Origin of the sequence: Clostridium sp. KLE 1755, from assembly GCF_000466465.2 — a bacterium.
In the GTDB taxonomy this organism is placed as follows: domain Bacteria; phylum Bacillota; class Clostridia; order Lachnospirales; family Lachnospiraceae; genus Eisenbergiella; species Eisenbergiella porci.
Genome location: NZ_KE992671.1, coordinates 57,803 through 74,185, shown reverse-complemented (window position 1 = coordinate 74,185; position 16,383 = coordinate 57,803). Strand labels below are relative to the sequence as shown.

12 protein-coding genes and 1 tRNA gene are annotated in these 16,383 nt (G+C 37.9%); 11 read left to right on the top strand and 2 right to left on the bottom strand.

The features are described from left to right. Nucleotides 1-22: 22 nt before the first annotated feature. From melA to HMPREF1548_RS05895, 3 genes are all read left to right on the top strand, one after another. Nucleotides 23-1,336 carry an alpha-galactosidase gene (melA, locus tag HMPREF1548_RS05905; RefSeq protein WP_025491663.1) on the top strand — a complete coding sequence of 438 codons (1,314 nt, stop codon included), beginning with the start codon at nt 23-25 and terminating at the stop codon, nt 1,334-1,336. 108 nt (nt 1,337-1,444) lie between these two features. Then, the gene (locus HMPREF1548_RS05900; RefSeq protein WP_035321307.1) at nt 1,445-2,209 is read left to right on the top strand and encodes an SDR family oxidoreductase; all 765 of its coding nucleotides are present in this window, start codon (nt 1,445-1,447) and stop codon (nt 2,207-2,209) included. Between the two features lie 150 nt (nt 2,210-2,359). Continuing rightward, nucleotides 2,360-3,436, top strand: a complete 1,077-nt coding sequence (locus tag HMPREF1548_RS05895; protein ID WP_025491664.1) for an alcohol dehydrogenase catalytic domain-containing protein — start codon at nt 2,360-2,362, stop codon at nt 3,434-3,436. Between the two features lie 222 nt (nt 3,437-3,658). On the opposite strand, the gene HMPREF1548_RS05890 is transcribed toward HMPREF1548_RS05895, so the two are convergent. After that, nucleotides 3,659-4,186: a hypothetical protein gene (locus HMPREF1548_RS05890; protein WP_021634939.1), complete on the bottom strand. Its 528-nt coding sequence runs from the start codon at nt 4,184-4,186 to the stop codon at nt 3,659-3,661. A gap of 518 nt (nt 4,187-4,704) precedes the next feature. On the opposite strand from HMPREF1548_RS05890, the gene HMPREF1548_RS05885 reads away from it, so the two are divergent. Next, nucleotides 4,705-4,775, top strand: a tRNA-Gly gene (locus HMPREF1548_RS05885). A 61-nt stretch (nt 4,776-4,836) separates the two neighbouring features. On the opposite strand, the gene HMPREF1548_RS05880 is transcribed toward HMPREF1548_RS05885, so the two are convergent. After that, nucleotides 4,837-5,640: an HAD family hydrolase gene (locus tag HMPREF1548_RS05880; protein ID WP_021634936.1), complete on the bottom strand. Its 804-nt coding sequence runs from the start codon at nt 5,638-5,640 to the stop codon at nt 4,837-4,839. Between the two features lie 291 nt (nt 5,641-5,931). Between HMPREF1548_RS05880 and HMPREF1548_RS05875 the strand changes: the two genes are divergently transcribed. The 7 genes from HMPREF1548_RS05875 to HMPREF1548_RS05840 all read left to right on the top strand — a co-directional run bounded on the left by HMPREF1548_RS05875 (nt 5,932) and on the right by HMPREF1548_RS05840 (nt 16,352). After that, entirely contained in the window at nt 5,932-6,855 is a 924-nt protein-coding gene (locus tag HMPREF1548_RS05875; RefSeq protein ID WP_021634935.1) for a LysR substrate-binding domain-containing protein, read from the top strand. A 580-nt stretch (nt 6,856-7,435) separates the two neighbouring features. Next, nucleotides 7,436-8,662: a 23S rRNA (uracil(1939)-C(5))-methyltransferase RlmD gene (rlmD, locus tag HMPREF1548_RS05870; protein ID WP_320920480.1), complete on the top strand. Its 1,227-nt coding sequence runs from the start codon at nt 7,436-7,438 to the stop codon at nt 8,660-8,662. A 1,150-nt stretch (nt 8,663-9,812) separates the two neighbouring features. Next, complete coding sequence (locus tag HMPREF1548_RS05860; protein WP_021634932.1) at nt 9,813-10,868, top strand: nucleotidyltransferase domain-containing protein; 1,056 nt, start codon at nt 9,813-9,815, stop codon at nt 10,866-10,868. A gap of 5 nt (nt 10,869-10,873) precedes the next feature. Continuing rightward, nucleotides 10,874-12,628, top strand: coding sequence for a ThiF family adenylyltransferase (locus HMPREF1548_RS05855; protein WP_021634931.1), 1,755 nt, complete (start codon nt 10,874-10,876; stop codon nt 12,626-12,628). After that, the gene (locus tag HMPREF1548_RS05850; protein WP_021634930.1) at nt 12,618-13,118 is read left to right on the top strand and encodes a Mov34/MPN/PAD-1 family protein; all 501 of its coding nucleotides are present in this window, start codon (nt 12,618-12,620) and stop codon (nt 13,116-13,118) included. Before HMPREF1548_RS05855 ends, HMPREF1548_RS05850 begins: the two co-directional genes overlap by 11 nt. Further along, the gene (locus tag HMPREF1548_RS05845; RefSeq protein WP_021634929.1) at nt 13,102-13,938 is read left to right on the top strand and encodes a hypothetical protein; all 837 of its coding nucleotides are present in this window, start codon (nt 13,102-13,104) and stop codon (nt 13,936-13,938) included. The genes HMPREF1548_RS05850 and HMPREF1548_RS05845 overlap by 17 nt, the downstream gene beginning before the upstream one ends. Nucleotides 13,939-14,702: 764 nt before the next feature. Continuing rightward, the gene (locus tag HMPREF1548_RS05840) at nt 14,703-16,352 is read left to right on the top strand and encodes an SMEK domain-containing protein (RefSeq protein WP_162162491.1); all 1,650 of its coding nucleotides are present in this window, start codon (nt 14,703-14,705) and stop codon (nt 16,350-16,352) included. Nucleotides 16,353-16,383 lie beyond the last annotated feature (31 nt).

The following is a 16,383-nucleotide window of genomic DNA, read 5'->3' as shown; positions in this document are numbered from 1 at the left end:
TTAAATGAACAAGGTATTGATTATGAAAAAAATTACGTTTGTCGGTGCCGGAAGCTTGGTATTTACAAGAAATCTGGTGAAAGATTTAATGGGAATTGAAGCTTTTCGGGATGCCGAGTTGTGTCTCATGGATATTGATGAGAAGAGACTGGAGTATTCGGGCAGATTTGTAGAGAAAATCATCAATGCATTTCATAATCCGGCGGTAATTACGATGACAACGAATCGCAGAGAAGCGCTCAGAGGTGCGGATGGGATTATCTGTACAGTATACAACGGCGGAAATGATGTTCTGAAAACAGAAGTAGATATTCCGTATAAGTATGGTGTCAGTATGAATGTGGGGGATACCAGAAGTGTTGCAGGGATTTTCAGGGCTTTAAGAAACATTCCTCTTATGCTGGATATTTGCAGGGATATTGAAGAGATCTGCCCCGATGCGGTACTTCTTAATTATACGAATCCAATGGGAATGTTGTGCAGTGCAATGCAGAAGTATACGAGCGTTAATATAACCGGACTTTGTCATAGCGTGGTAAATACAGCAGATATGCTGGCCAGATGGATAGAAGCACCGATTGAGGAAATTGATTATACCTGTGCAGGTGTTAATCATCAGGCTTTCTATTTGGAGTTTAAGTGGAACGGAAAAGATGCCTATCCGCTTCTCAGAGATAAAATGCGAGAACCTCAAATTTTGAATGAGGAGCAGGTAAGAAACGAAATTTTCCAGCAATTTGGTTATTATGTGACAGAATCTTCAGGACATAGTTCAGAATATTGTGCTTGGTTTCGGAAGAGAAGAGACTTGATAGAAAAGTATTGTACCCATGGAACCGGATGGAATCCTGGAGAACATGCATTCGCTGTCAATAACAGAATCAAAAGAGAGAAAACTTTATATGAAGATATTGATAAGTGGCTGCAGGAAGAAGAAATTGATCTGGAATCCAGCGGAGAATATGCAGCACATATTTTCAATGCAATATTCGGCGATAGAAAACCATTTGTATTTAACGGAAATGTAATAAATGAAGGATGTATTACCAACTTACCGAAGGAAGCATGTGTGGAAATTCCGATGCTGGCAACCAGAGACGGCTTAAAGAAAATTTTCGTGGGAAAACTGCCGGATAATATAGCAATTCTGGTAAATACAACGGCACAGATAGAAAATCTTGTGGTGGAAGCCTGTATGGAAAAAGACAAAGAAAAAGTCATTAATGCCGTACAGATGGATCCTCTTTGTTCAGCAGTATGCAGTCTACAGGAAATAAGGGATATGTGTGAAGAACTTTTCGTGATAAACAGAAAATATCTGGGTGAATACAAGTAGCATAAAGATATGGAATGTAGAGTATGAAAAGTTACGGCCTGCTGTTAAGTGTTATTTTCTTACAGCAGGCCATTTCTAAATAGTAAATTGGAAAGAGGGGAAGGAAAATTGAATTATAATAATTTATCAGGGAAAATGGCAATCGTAACAGGGGCGGCGCAGGGACTGAGCCGCGGTATGGCGGAAGGACTTATGGAAGCGGGGGCTGCAGTATGTATTATGGATATTAATCCGGTAGCAGAGGAAACGGCAAAGGAATATCGTAAAAAGGGGTATGCATGTTATGCTGTTATCACTGACTTGGGAAATGATGAGACAAGAGAGAGTTTTTTTCGGGAGGCAGTCAGGAAACTGGGAGGACATCTTGATATTTTGGTAAATGGAGCGGGAGTGCAGCGCCGATATAATAGTGAAGAGTTTCCTCTGAAGGAATGGGATTTTGTTATGAACATCAATCTGAGAAGTGTTTTTGCTCTTTGTCAGCTCGCGGGACGTATATTCATGGAACAGCAAAGCCGAGGAAAAATTATTAATATAGCTTCTATGCTTTCATTCTTTGGAGGTGTTACAGTTCCTGCATATGCAGCGAGCAAAGGGGGTGTTGCTCAGATTACGAAGGCACTCTGTAATGAGTGGGCCGTGAAAGGAATCAATGTAAATGCATTGGCCCCAGGATATATGGCAACGGAAATGAACACAGATTTATTGGATGAAAAGAGTCCGAGGTATAAGGAAATTACAGATAGAATTCCAGCAAGAGCCTGGGGACAGCCAGAGGATATGAAAGGTCCTGTGGTATGGCTTGCGTCTGATGCTTCGGACTACATTAACGGAGCAGTTATACCGGTAGATGGAGGATATCTAGTACGTTGAGGGACGTATCGTTGAAGGAATGTTGGTAGGGAATTTTATAAAGGTTAGAAGAAAGTATTCTTATTAGTGAAACTTTATATTCTTGGACAGGATATTTTTATTCACGAGAGTTTCTCCAAGAACGTAATGGACAGAAAGGTAGGTGGAAAGATGGGAGGAATACCAAAGAGAATGAAAGCATTGGTTGCTTATGGAATTGGTGATTATCGACTGGAAATGGATTATGAAACTCCTATCTGTGGAGATGATGATATTATCATTAAGACGGAGGGCTGTGGAATTTGTGCAGGGGATTTGAAGTGCGAGCAGGGAATCAGGAGATTTTGGGGAGATGAGGAACAGAAAGCGTACGTGGAACCTCCATTCATTCCTGGTCATGAATTTGTAGGCAGAGTGGTATTGGCAGGGAAAAATGTAAAAGAGTATCAGATTGGAGAAAGATTGGTTGCAGACCAAATTGTGCCATGCGGAGAATGCCGATTCTGCAAAAAGGGGCTGTATTCTCTCTGCCAACCGCACAATGTTTTCGGTTTCAAATCTAAACTTAATGGTGGAATGGCAGAATATGTGAGGTATCCCAAAACGGCTGTACTGCACCGTGTGCCTGATGATATGCCGCTCAAGGATGCATTACTGATAGAGCCGTATTCCTGTTCAAAGCATGCAGTAGACAGAGCAAAAATTACTTCAGAGGATGTGGTAGTACTTTCCGGGGCCGGAACGCTTGGACTTGGAATGGTTACCTATATGCGTACGAAAAATCCTAAGAAGCTTATCGTTTTGGATTTGCTAGAAAAACGTCTGGAAAAAGCCTGTCAGTTTGGTGCAGACGTGGTGCTGAATCCTGCAAAAGAGAATGTAGTTCAGAAGATTCTGGAGATGACGGACGGATATGGATGTGATGTATATATAGAAGCCAGCGGAAATCCTGTCAGTGTGGAACAGGGACTTAATATTATCATAAAACAGGGACGATTTGTTGAGTTCAGTGTTTTTTCAGGCCCTTCAACAGTGGATTGGTCCATTATTGGTGACGAAAAAGAATTGGATATACTCGGAGTTCATTTAAGTCCATGGTGCTTTGACTATGTAATAGAGAAAATTATGTTGGGAGAACTGAATACGGATGGAATCATATCCGGTTTATTTCAGCTTGAAGATTGGGAAAAAGCCTTTATGCGTGCGACCGGGAAGGATGGTGATTTTAAGATAGCATTTACTTTTTAGAGAAGAAATTTTAGGATGTTAAAGGATTTTTTCGGCTAGATATTCTTATGATACCTTTATTGGGTCAAAATGTATTTGTGATAGTTACTGGCATAAAATTGTATAACCTGCAACTTTATATTTCGTGGTATGCCCCGTTATAATAAAGATCCCCTGTGAGTAAACAGGATTTCATTTCACTGTCTGCCCGCAGGGGAATATATCATTATCTGCCGGGATTTTTTATTCATCAAATTCCATCCGGTTACCGCAATAAATATCATGTACAGCTATTGTGGTCACTGATTTATCTCCCTCAGAAATTTCAAGGTATACCTGAATTCCCTCTTTAAATTCCAAGCTGCTGTCATAATCTTCTATTTGCTCATATTTTCCCCCAGTCTTTTTGTAGTTGATTACGGTGTACTTTTTTTCTTCATTATACTCAAAGCCGTATTTTTCATAATCCGTACTGCCAATGCCTAAACCATTAAAAAAAGTGGCGCCTGAATCCTCCCTGCAGTAAATGAAAGTCAGGAGGTCATCCGTATAACGAAGATCCATAAAACCGTAGTCATATATATTACGTCTTTTTATATACTCGTATGGACTCAAGATTTCTTCCACTTTATCACGGCTCATATATAATTGCAGTTTTTCCCCTGAAGGAAGCTTTACCCCTAACATTTTGTTGGGAGAATCTCCCGAACATGAGCAAAGTAACATTCCCATCATAAAAACAAGTACAAGAAACAGTAATTTCTTTTTCATAAAAATTCTCCTTATTATATAATTTTTTTTTGAAATCAGTTTGTCAAACGGAAGTGTGTGATTTGGCCGCTTTTTGACAGAAAATATCCTTTATTGGCTTGGATTCATATTCATACTATTTTATAAGGATACTCTGTTTAAAAGCAGTGTGTATACAAATATTTTTCTGTGTGACTATTGTACTATGTATGTGACGATAGGGCTGTAAACGGCTTTATTATTTGTATTTCCTGCCTAAATGACGCTCCTTAGTTATAACGGTTGTGTGCTCAGCAGGGCCGCCGTTGTCTAATGATAGAGAAGCCAATTGGTTTTTGTCAGGCGGCATACCGGTAAATTTCGGCCTGGATGGCTGAAGATTTGGCTGAGGATTTATTATGAAACAACAGATCCTTTTCAATACGATAATTAGCAATACATTTATTTCTAATGCATTTAATTTGATATAAAAAACGTTTATGAACGAAATAAAATTCCCTCTTTTCAATTCGGATTTCATATGATATACTTCAATACATGCAGATATAGTTCATCGGTAGAACGCTAGCTTCCCAAGCTGGAGAGACGGGTTCGATTCCCGCTATCTGCTTTTTTTATTGCCTGAATACCTTAAAAATCAAGGTATTCGGGCTTTTATTTTTTACTAATGCTTATTTTATCGTACGTAAAACCTGAAGGACACCATCATTCATATTCGTATCTGCGACAAAACGCGTCAGACCTTTGATTTCCTTTCTTGCATTCCCGATGGCATAGCTGTAATCCGCGCGCAGCAGCATGCTGGCATCATTCATATTATCGCCGAAGGCCATGGTTTCCTGCGGTGAAATTCCGTGCATGTTCTGATATTCGGAAAGCGCAATCCCCTTATCCGCATTAATCGGCGTAAAATTCATCCACTGCTTTCCAGCGCACACAAGCTGCAGCTCCCGGTGTCCATGCCATTTCTGATACAACCCCTGATGTGCGATTTCCTCAGCTGCCGTGGGATGATACAGCTCCACACTGAGAATTCCGTCATCGGCAGGCAAATCCTCAGGCATTCTCCTCAATTTGGTAATATCCAGCTGATACCCTTCTGTCAGCCAACGGTAAAGCTCATCGGCGCCTTCTTTTACATACCCGTCCTTCAGTGCGGAAATATAGGTCGTGCAGCCGGGAAGCGCTTCAATTTCCCGAACCAGCTCCATAGCCAGTTCATGCCGGATTGTATAGCATGACAGCAGGCTGCCCTGATAAATCGTACGAGCGCCGTTGTCGCAGATAAAAAGAATATCATCAATTACGGGAGCAAACAGTTTTTTCAGGCTCGAATAAGAACGTCCAGATACCGCGGCAAAAAGGATTCCGGCTTTTTTCAGACGCCGTATCTGGTCAAAATATTCCGGATTCAGCTCATGTCCGCCATCAGGCACAAGCGTGCCGTCCACATCGGAACAGATCAATTTAATCATGGAAAACCTCCCTCAGTCTTCTGTATTCAGAAACAACGGTAATACGCAGCTGCCCGAACCGTTGGTTATTATCGTAAAAATATATTACTCATTGTAGTCTTAACAAAGGGAATCCGTCAATACGGGTCTGAGAAAAAAAGAAATAAAAAAGAAACATAATTTTTTCCCCTTGATTCGCCCCAATTCAACAATTTCTTTTTTCATAAGGCTATGTTATGATAAAGAAAGCAGAAATTCAGGGGAAATGACGGCAGACGGCCGTCAGCTCCGGTAAGAGATAAAGGAGAGCTCATGCAGGATTTTCGGATGGAAACCTTTCTGGCGGTATGCCGGAATCTGAATTATACAAAAGCTGCGGAGGAACTGTGCATTACGCAGCCAGCGGTATCCCAGCATATAAGACATCTGGAGGAATACTATGGCACCAGGCTTTTTATCAGCGAGGGAAAAAAGATGGTGCTCACCGAAGCCGGGCGGCTTCTTCAGAGCGCGGGCCTGACCATGCGCCACGACGAGTGCGCCCTGAAGGAACAGATGGCCAGGGCCGGCGCGGAGGGCCGCAGTCTGCATATGGGGGCAACCATGACCATTGGCGAGTTCGTGCTTCCCTTTATGCTCAACCGTTTTATGTTGAACGAGCCGGAAGCTACCGTCCATGTCACTGTGGCCAACACAACGGACCTGCTGCGCTCCATTGACGAAGGAAAGCTGGATTTTGCTCTGGTGGAAGGCTATTTTTCGGGCGGAGATTACGACTACCAGATATATTCCACCGAAAAATACATCCCGGTAGCTGGCGCTGCCTACCAGCTGCAGGCCTCATCCCGGGGAAAAAAGCTGCTTCGCACCGAAGATTTGCTTTCGGAACCCATTCTCATCAGAGAACAGGGCAGCGGTACAAGAGAGGTTCTGGAACGAATACTGGAGGGAAAAAACCTTGCGGTAAGAGATTTCCGGAAAATCCATGAAATCAACAATCTCCAGGTTATGAAATACCTGATCCGCGAAGGCCGCGGAATTACTTTCCTTTATGAGGCAGCGGTCCGCCAGGAGATTGAGCAGGGCATTCTGCGCGAAATCAGGCTGAAGGATTTCAGTGTGGAGCATGATTTCTATTTTGTATGGAGAAAAGGAAGTATTTACGGTTCGGAATATAAAGAGATTTTTAAACAATTGAAGGGTGAAGAATACGATGGAAAAGAAACGCGGGAATGAGATGACGGGCAGGGAATATAAAGATGGGGGAAATAGCAGGGGAGATGGGAAAAGGAGAGAAAAGGGGAACTGGGATGAGATTGGTGGAGATAGTAGAGGAAGAGATAATAAGAGCAGAGAAAATAAAAGCAGAGATAATATGAGATGGGATGGTAAAGTCAGAGTTAGTAAATGCAGGGATGATATAAGTAGCGATAGTAAAGGTAGAGATAATAAAAGCAGTAATGTGGCGGCACAGAATTTTATTGGGAAGGATAGCGTTAGTAAGAGGGTGAAGGTGAGGAAGGATAAAATTAGGAGCGGACGGCCTTCAGAAGGAAGAGGGGCGGCAGGCAGGACTTCGGCAGGGAAATATAAAGATGAGGAGGAAAAATCTGCTGCAGGGAGAAGTATGTTCGGTAAAGCAGATGGAAGGTCTGTATCTGGTAGAACCATATCAGGAAAATCAATGGACGGGAAATCTGTAGCCGGTAGAAATATGTCAGGAAAATCGGCATATGGAAAAAATGTTTCTCAAAAATATACATCTGGTCAGGACAAATCCTCTGGCAGACAACAGTACGATCAAAGAAATAAGTCTGTGAGTAAAAAAAATGAGGTAGATGCAAAAAGTGATATAGCCCAAAGAAGCGGCAGAAGAGAAACAAAGTGTCCATATGAAAAGAAGTGCGGCAGCTGCAGGTATCTGTATCTGTCCTACGAAGAGCAGCTGAAGAAAAAAGAAGCTTTTGTCCGGCAGGAACTGGAAAAATGTCCTGAGCTGAAAGGCCATTTTAATCCGATTATCGGCATGGAGAATCCATGGAATTACAGAAACAAGATAACAGCAATTTTTGACAGAGACAGAAAAGGCAATCCCGTATCTGGAGTTTACGAGGAAGGAACCCATAATGTAATTCCGGTGGAGCGCTGTCTGATAGAGGATGAACTTGCAGACCGGATTATCGGTACGATCCGCGGAATGCTAAAATCTTTTAAAATTAAGGTTTATGATGAGGATATCAGATACGGACTGCTGCGTTATGTCTTGGTACGAAGAGCCTTTGCCACCGGCGAGGTTATGGTGGTATTGGTTACAGCCTCACCGGTGCTTCCTTCAAAAAGGAATTTTACGAATGCATTGCTGAAAGCTCATCCGGAAATCACTACAGTGATTCAGAATGTAAATACGCGTACTGACAGTCTGATATTGGGGGACAAGCAGCAGGTTCTTTATGGAAAAGGCTATATTGAGGATGTTTTGTGCGGCTGCAGATTCCGTATTTCCCCGGCTTCTTTTTATCAGATTAATCCGGTGCAGACGGAAAAACTGTATAAGAAGGCCATAGAGTTGGCTGGTCTGAAGGGAACAGAAACAGTAATCGATGCTTACTGTGGAATCGGAACGATTGGCCTGATTGCTTCTTCCAAGGCAAAAAATGTGATTTCTGTGGAACTGAACCCGGATGCGGTAAAGGATGCTATTGTGAATGCCAAAATAAACGGGATTAAGAATGTGCGTTTTTATAAAGCAGATGCTGGACAGTTCCTGACGCAGATGGCTGAGGAAGGCGCTAAGGCGGATGTATTGCTGATGGATCCGCCTCGGAGTGGGAGCACGGAAGAGTTTCTGCAAAGCGCAGCATTGCTTGGACCTGAGAAAATTGTGTATATTTCCTGCAATCCGGTGACTTTGGGGCGGGATTTGATGGTGCTTAGGAAGTTGGGGTATCGGGCAGAGGAGGTTTGGCCGGTGGATATGTTTCCGTGGAGCGGACATGTTGAAGTGATAATCGTGATGTCGCATTGTGGTTTGAAGAATAAATAGAGGAATAAACCACAAGATATAGTGTTTTTTTGCCTTTCCATAGATGTGAGAGAAAAGCCTGCAGATAGGAAGGTAAAATTCAGAGGATAGATAAACAGGTAAAGGAGAAACGAAGTATCATGTCAATGAGAGATTATGAAATGAACACCGCCATGTTATTTAATACCGGTTTTGATGACAGGGAATGTAATCGGTAGATGTTTGAAGAGATGAAAGGGAAAATTGTCAATGACATTAGTAGGGCATTCTAGAAAGATAAAACACTCTCCGAATATATCACCAGTAATCTGGATTTTACGTTTACCGGATACAAGATAAGGGTAGATTACACTTTTGTGTGTCATGATGAAAATGAGGCGGAAGCGGAAAGCTTTTCAAATTACTATTTGCAGAGTGTCCGGCATGGGTTGCAGGAGCAAAGGTACACAATGGAAAACCTTATCTGTAAAGCAAGTGACATGGATATGGGGTGGCCGGACAGAGCTGTGTCGGACGCAGCGAATGGTTGGAGAGCAATCCGCTTTACGAGATGGGATTTTACCGAGGAGGTTGTTTGGGCTGCTCCATGGCAGGGAAGAATCGGTGGACGGAATTTCGTCTGTTTCCTACCTGCCGGCAGGCGTATATACGGGCATTTGGGAAGATGCTGGATGTGATTTATGCCGGTGGAGGGGAGACGAAGTGGAAGACGTGTTCTCTTGGTAGATGGAGGAACAGAGTTTGGAGGGGCAGATGAGTTTGTTTTATTTGGCGGAGTGATTGGGGAAAATGTACAATAAAAAATGATATGATAAAGTTCCCGTTTTGTGGAACTTTATTGTTACATCTGTTAGAGGCATATATAGTTGGAGATGTATTAGGAAAAAACCAATATGACACATCAGAAATCAATAATCACAGAACGCTGTAATTTTAAAACTTACATATATTAGGTATAAGAGTTGAGAATGTTATTGCCAGGAGTATTTTCTACTTAGTAATAACATTTTATTATTTGCTCTGATGAAATGCTAAAATTAAATTCATGCTTAAAGGATGACTTGTTCTTAGGGATTGACGTAGATTTGGGAAAGTGATAGATTAAAATTAGTAGCACTCTAATAACACGAGTGCTAAAAAGTGCTGTATATATATAGAAGGGATGGGATGTATGAGTTTACAAAAATATTTTAGAGATTTTAATAAAACTATAAAGATGGATTATGATGTGAAATCAGAGCTTGCCAGTAAAAGAGATATCTTGTTAAAAAAATTGAGGGATAGTAATGAATTACCAGGTTTTACGGAATTAAACCAAGGAAGCTATATTATGTATACGGGCGTTGAACCATTGGATAAAGAATATGATATAGACGTAGGTTTGAGATTTAATGTTAATAAAAATGATTATGAAAGTCCAATGGAACTTAAAAATAAAATTTGTGATATATTAAAAAATCATACAGAATATGGTGCAAAAGTAAAGAAACCTTGTGTGACTGTAACTTATAAGAAAAATGGTGAGACAGCCTATCATGTTGATTTAGTTGTTTATACATATGAAGATAAAGATGATATGGAAAGCCAATTGTATTTGGCACGGGGAAAAGACAGTATTCCCGAAGAAATATGTTGGGAAAAATCAGATCCGAAGGGACTGGTTGATTACATTAATAATAAATTTGAAACTGAAACTAAAGATAGGGAGCAGTACAGACGTGTTATTCGATATATGAAGAGATGGAAAAATTTAAAATTCAGTAGCTCAGGAAATGCAGAACCACCTAGTATTGGAATTACATTGATTGCTGCGGATAAATTTGAAGTGTCCAAAAGTTATGACTACTTAGAAGAGGAATGGAAGTATGATGATTTGGAAGCACTCATAGGATTTGCTAAGGCGATTCAGAATCTCTTTAAGCTCCAGGGGGTCTCAGAAAATGGTAGATTGTTATATCGTATTAAATATCCATTACCCTCTTCCTTGAATTTTGAAAGTGATACAGATATATTTAAGAAAATGACAGATAGCTATATGACGGATTTTAAAGATAAGGTTGATAGGTTAGTAAACGATTTGGAAGAAGTAAAAGAAGAAGCAGATGAGGTAGAACAGTGTAAGTTACTGAATAAAATTTTCGGAGACGATTTTAAGATCCCAGAAAAAAAGAATGCCTCTAAAAAGCAGGTAAACTGTATACCTGTTTCAAGTTCTTCAGGAGTATAATATTTATGAACTTTGATGTTATTGAAGAAGCATTACACGCGAGTTCAGATGTTTTCAATATTGTTATTGTAGATACAACAATATTTGAAGGACGCAGTTATCAGAAGTTAATTGAATGTAATCTAATAGCTGGAGAGAGAACCATTCCGATTGTAATTGCCATACCAGAAAATTGGCAAAGAGTATTGATTGATATTTATATCAAACAGTATATGAATTTCCCCTTTATACCACACATAGATGTAAAGGGAAAAATCTGTTTGTTTGACATGGAAGGTGTTTTGATTGACCAGAATTTGTGTGGGATAATATTACAATCAATTAAGAGAGCAAAGAAAATTATTTCGAAGGGGTTATCAGGCGCCAACAAGGAAGATTTCATAAATGAATTTGATTTATATTGGCAACAACTTCCAGCTGTTCAAATGGCAAAGGTTGATGTACCGTGTGTTCAAAACGTTGGCATTGTAAAGTATTTTGTAAATACATCAAAAAAACGTAAAAAAGAATCGTATCTAAAATTTATGCAGAGATTAAGGGGAAGTATAATATACGTTTCTCAAGAAATTGAAAATTTGAAACGTTATTATAAAGAAGACAAAGGCAGTATAAGAAATGCCATTTACATTAAAATTAAAGTAGATGACTTCTTATATCCCCCGGACGCGCGTGGTACAAATTTAAAGGAATATTTTCAAAAAGTATTGGGGTATGTAAATGGGGAACAACTTCAAACAATTATTTCAAAAATAGGTAGCGATAAACTAGTGATTTTTGAAGTGTGGCAACCTAACGATACAATTACATTTTTGGGAGCTATATTTGAAAAAGTTTTGTTCTCTTTTGAAAACGGTTTATGTAATTTAAAATCAGTGAATCGAATTATTCCGATTACTGTTAGTAGAATAGATAAAATGTATTTAATGACTCGTTCTAATGAAGCAATTAATATCTTAACAGATAAAAAGATTTTGTTAATAGGATGTGGTTCTGTGGGAAGTTATATTGCTAATGAACTGGTGAAATCTGGAATAGAAAAGATGATGCTGATTGACGACGACCACTTATATGAGATTAATGTTTTTAGGCATTTACTTGGATTGGAATATGTAGGCCAGTATAAATGTGTGGCTCTGCAAAACTTTCTTGAAAAAAACATTCCTGATTTGAAGATTTTATCGCTAGTGGCGGATATAGAGGATGCGGTACAAGAAGGGAGTATTGAGTTTGAAGATTATGATTTGATTATATCTGCGACAGGCAGTCATAATGTTAATAGATGGATAAATAAATATATGTATTTGCATAAATTATCTACACCGATAGTTTATGCATGGAATGAGGTATTAGGGATTGGGAGTCATGTAGCATATATACAGTATGGGAATATAGGATGTTACGAATGTTTTTTTGGGCGAGATGAAGACACTGACGAGTTATATGATCGGACATCTTATTGTAAGCCTGGACAAAATATCGTTCAAAAAGTTGCCGGATGTGGAAGTTCTTTTATACCATATGGTTCTACTGTTTCTTTTAAAACTGCTGGTATGTGTGTTGAAACGGTAAAAAAGATTTTTGAAGGTAGATATACTGATAATATGATTATCTCTGCAAAAGGTGATGGTTATCATTTTAAGAAAGCTGGACTACAAGTGTCAAACAAATATCTAAGACAAATAGACGATGTCGTAGAATATAATGGAAAACAGTTTAGTAAACCAGGGTGTGAATTTTGTGGAGAAAAACATGGTAGTTGAAAATGACGATAGAAAGATAAAAATTTGTAATAGTATATTGCAAATTATGTATAAGTATATTCAAATTGTACGAAAGTCTTGCGAGGCCGGCGGCATTTTAATTGGTCGAGAGAATTCTGGTAATTCTAATTTAATTATAGAGTATGTTACAGAGCCAATGGCCTCGGACAAAAGAAGTAGATGTAGATTTTCGCGCAAGGATAAAGGACATCTTGAATTTTTTAAAAAAGTATATGAGGAAAATTCAGAAATATATGGTTATATTGGCGAGTGGCATACGCATCCAGAAAATATTCCACATTATTCATTTATAGATGCGAACAATTGGAAAAAAATCGGAGAAGAAATGAAAGATAGAAATCAATATCATATTATTGTTGGAATTCAACAAGTTGGTATTTGGGAATATAATGCTGATAAAAAGAAAATTACTCAAATATGCAGTGTGGATTGGAAAGGGATATTGAAAGAAAATGAGACACTTTTTTAAAAAGGTAAAAGAAAATTCTCGTTCTATTGCAGAGATTATTGTATTAGTGGTTGCTGTTTTTATACCGTCTAAAATTGACGCTACAGGTCTAATCGGATTATGTTTTAAAAATACGCTTATAGACTTTGATAATATAAAATATCTCTTTTTATTAAATGCAGGTAATTGGGTTATTGGATTAATTTTTATGCTGTATTTATTATTGAAGATTAGGGGGTATAATAAAGGGAAGATGTTCAACACCCAAAATGTATATCATAATTACCCATATTTATGGTATTGGTTTTGTGCAAAGATATTAGGGTATGAAAAATGCAATTTGAAACTGGTCCCCATATTTGCCCAGTTCAAATTGGTCTTAAATGATACATTCCCAGAGTATTATGTTGGGGCTGATGAAGATTATCCAGTTATAGAAAATGAACATATAGATATTCAGAAGAAGAACTATAATCAGGTATCAGAAGAAGTTAATTTGATTTTAGCAGATACATACCCAATAGATATTAGACAACAGATACCTATTAATAAACGAAGATTATCAATGATTATTATTGAGCGTGATAGAACTGATGTTAGTAGATATTATAGTCCACAGTTTGTAGCTAAGATTGTAGATGAAGTAAGGCGGTTGCCGAGTAATGTCAAAGATATTAATGTATATGCAACGACAAATCCAAAACATACGTTGAAAATTGTAAGAGATGCATTTAAATTAGCAGAACGAGGAAATATTGAAAAATTAGTGGTTTTTCAACAGGAGAAAAATGGGAATAGAAAATTTGGTAGAAAAGGAAAAGTGATTTATAACAATAGATGATAAAATGAAATCATAAAATATAGGCAGGGAGAGACATTTTTTCCTGTCTTTTATTTATTGTGAAATAGTATTATATATACGCAAAGATACTCTAAAATAGATACTAAATATAATACTGCTACTCTATGAGGATGATTTGGAGATGCTGCAGTGTATCCAGACATGTGTTAAAATAATTTCGAATGGAAGATTGCTCTCCATTAAAGTCGTCAGAGGGAGTAGTGTGACCACACTACTTAAGCTTTTGACTGTGTTTATTTGAAGGGGGGTGTATCTGGTTATTGCTTCTTTCACATTCAATGATGGCACTATCTATTAAGAAGTAGTAATTAGTATTAAATACTACAAATAATAAAGTGACTGACAAAGCATAGACATCAAAAATTTTATTGTTGGCAGTATTTTCAATTAATAAGGACATTTTTTCGCATATGCATTGACATATCGAAGTCTTGAAATCTATGATTTAATCTTTACAGAGATTGCATGAAGATTAAAAATGGTCTACAGAGGAGATTGGGATTGACAAGTATAACGACGAATCCGCTAGGGGAAGGCTATACCTTTTTAGCATCATTATTACACACTCGAGACACGTGGAAACCGCCGTGTTGCTGGTGCGGGAAACTTGATTCTAGGCGGGTTTGCGATATTTTTAGCGGCAAATGGAGTTGTGTTTTTCTGCAAATAAAGAAGGATGAGTTTCCGTCTGGATGGGGACGGGGATAATGCCGGAGAGTTTGAAAATGAGGGAGAAAATTAAGATGATTAAGAAAAAAGATATTTATGACAGAGTTGTTCATGAACTGTCGATTTATGTAAATGATTTAGAGGCAAAGGCAGAAAATAATTTATTGGACGATAATGTATTCTCAGAAGATTTTATTAAAGATTTATTGAACGCTTGTTTGGGATGGAATTTAATAAATCTGAATACAGAAACAAATAGGTTTCCAGGAATTGATTTAGGTGATAAAGAAAGAGGTATTGGAATACAAGTTACTTCTACTAAGACGAGTAAGAAAGTTTTGGACTCATTGGATAAGATTGTTAGTAATAATGTTGATAAAGATTATAATGAGATATATTTCTTTATTTTAGGAAGAAAACAAAATAGTTATTCTGTGGACTTTGCACAATATGACACATTGAATTGTTCAGAAAGTAATATTTGGGATGTTTCAGATATAATTGCATGGTGTGCTCATTATGATTCAGTACATATGGATCAAGTATGGAATGTAATAAAACGAGATATTCTTATAGAGAATGAAAAATCCGGTATTCCAATCGAAATAAAAAAGGGGATTCTTGAACTGAAAAATGCAGTACATAAAGTTTTTGCCACATCTAATCAGTTACTTCAAACTCATTATGCGCCCGGAGAGTATATAGAAGAAGTTAATAAATCATTAGGTGAATTAGACAAAATGCTGCCATATCTTGATGAGATTACATATTTTGCATGTAAAGAGGTTCTTGAAAATGGATTAGAATTGGGGAAAGCATTACAAACCCAAAATAAATGGGGATGGAATATCGAGGCGAAGTGTTATTACATAATGTATAAGATTTTAGTAGAAAAGAATTTACAAGAAGCTTCAGAATTAATTGCAAATGATATTCCGGGATTGCAAAATGGAATGGATATTGTAATCGATGGAAACAGTTTGTTTGATAGATTAATTAAGTTAAAGATAGATGAAGATATTCTTTATAAACAATTTTCTGTAATGAAATTTCAGAGGGTTATAGAAGAGAGCATTTTAAGAAAAAGTAAAAAGTGTAAGATTGTCTTTTCGAAAGATAACATTTATTATAATAAAGACTTGATATGTCGAATAGAAGCAGAAGGAATCCCAGTCATAGTACTTGAAAGTAGGTTGCAATGTATCGAATTTGTGTGTCAGCAGATTAGGAGAACTTTTGAACTCGTATTAGTAAGTACAAGCGACGATTTGGTGAGCAAGGTATCTTTAGAAAAAGACAATTATTATTTGTATACAGTTTCTTTTGAAAATGATTTACCAAAACAATCTTCTCCAATATTTTTTTCAAGAGGTGATATAACATCGATGGGATTGAACCATTGTTTCAATTATAATGAATGTAAAACAATTAATATAAAAAATATTACTGAAGCTATATATAAAGATATGCTTTCAAATGCAAACGATTGTATTTCTCATCAATTAAGAGTTGATTGGTCCGGTGATGTATATTTATCAACAATTACGGGAGCCGAAGAAATTGATGGTATAAAATTCAGATGGGAGAGTTGGAATCCAGGGAACGGATATGCAGGACCACGTGCTGCTTCAGATCATGAATATGTAAAGCAATCAGTAGCGTCGCTGAAAAAATGTTGGGAAGATGGGGTTCGTGGATATTGTGATTTTTATGCTATCCTCTAATAAGGAATCTGTAAAAAGGATCAATTATAAA

Excerpts from the sequence above, each read along its gene's own strand:
- melA (WP_025491663.1), top strand. The coding sequence starts at position 23 with ATGAAAAAAATTACGTTTGTCGGTGCCGGAAGCTTGGTATTTACAAGA.
- HMPREF1548_RS05895 (WP_025491664.1), top strand. The coding sequence starts at position 2,360 with ATGGGAGGAATACCAAAGAGAATGAAAGCATTGGTTGCTTATGGAATT.
- HMPREF1548_RS05890 (WP_021634939.1), bottom strand. The coding sequence starts at position 4,186 with ATGAAAAAGAAATTACTGTTTCTTGTACTTGTTTTTATGATGGGAATG.
- HMPREF1548_RS05880 (WP_021634936.1), bottom strand. The coding sequence starts at position 5,640 with ATGATTAAATTGATCTGTTCCGATGTGGACGGCACGCTTGTGCCTGAT.
- HMPREF1548_RS05875 (WP_021634935.1), top strand. The coding sequence starts at position 5,932 with ATGCAGGATTTTCGGATGGAAACCTTTCTGGCGGTATGCCGGAATCTG.
- HMPREF1548_RS05860 (WP_021634932.1), top strand. The coding sequence starts at position 9,813 with ATGAGTTTACAAAAATATTTTAGAGATTTTAATAAAACTATAAAGATG.
- HMPREF1548_RS05855 (WP_021634931.1), top strand. The coding sequence starts at position 10,874 with ATGAACTTTGATGTTATTGAAGAAGCATTACACGCGAGTTCAGATGTT.
- HMPREF1548_RS05850 (WP_021634930.1), top strand. The coding sequence starts at position 12,618 with ATGGTAGTTGAAAATGACGATAGAAAGATAAAAATTTGTAATAGTATA.
- HMPREF1548_RS05845 (WP_021634929.1), top strand. The coding sequence starts at position 13,102 with ATGAGACACTTTTTTAAAAAGGTAAAAGAAAATTCTCGTTCTATTGCA.
- HMPREF1548_RS05840 (WP_162162491.1), top strand. The coding sequence starts at position 14,703 with ATGATTAAGAAAAAAGATATTTATGACAGAGTTGTTCATGAACTGTCG.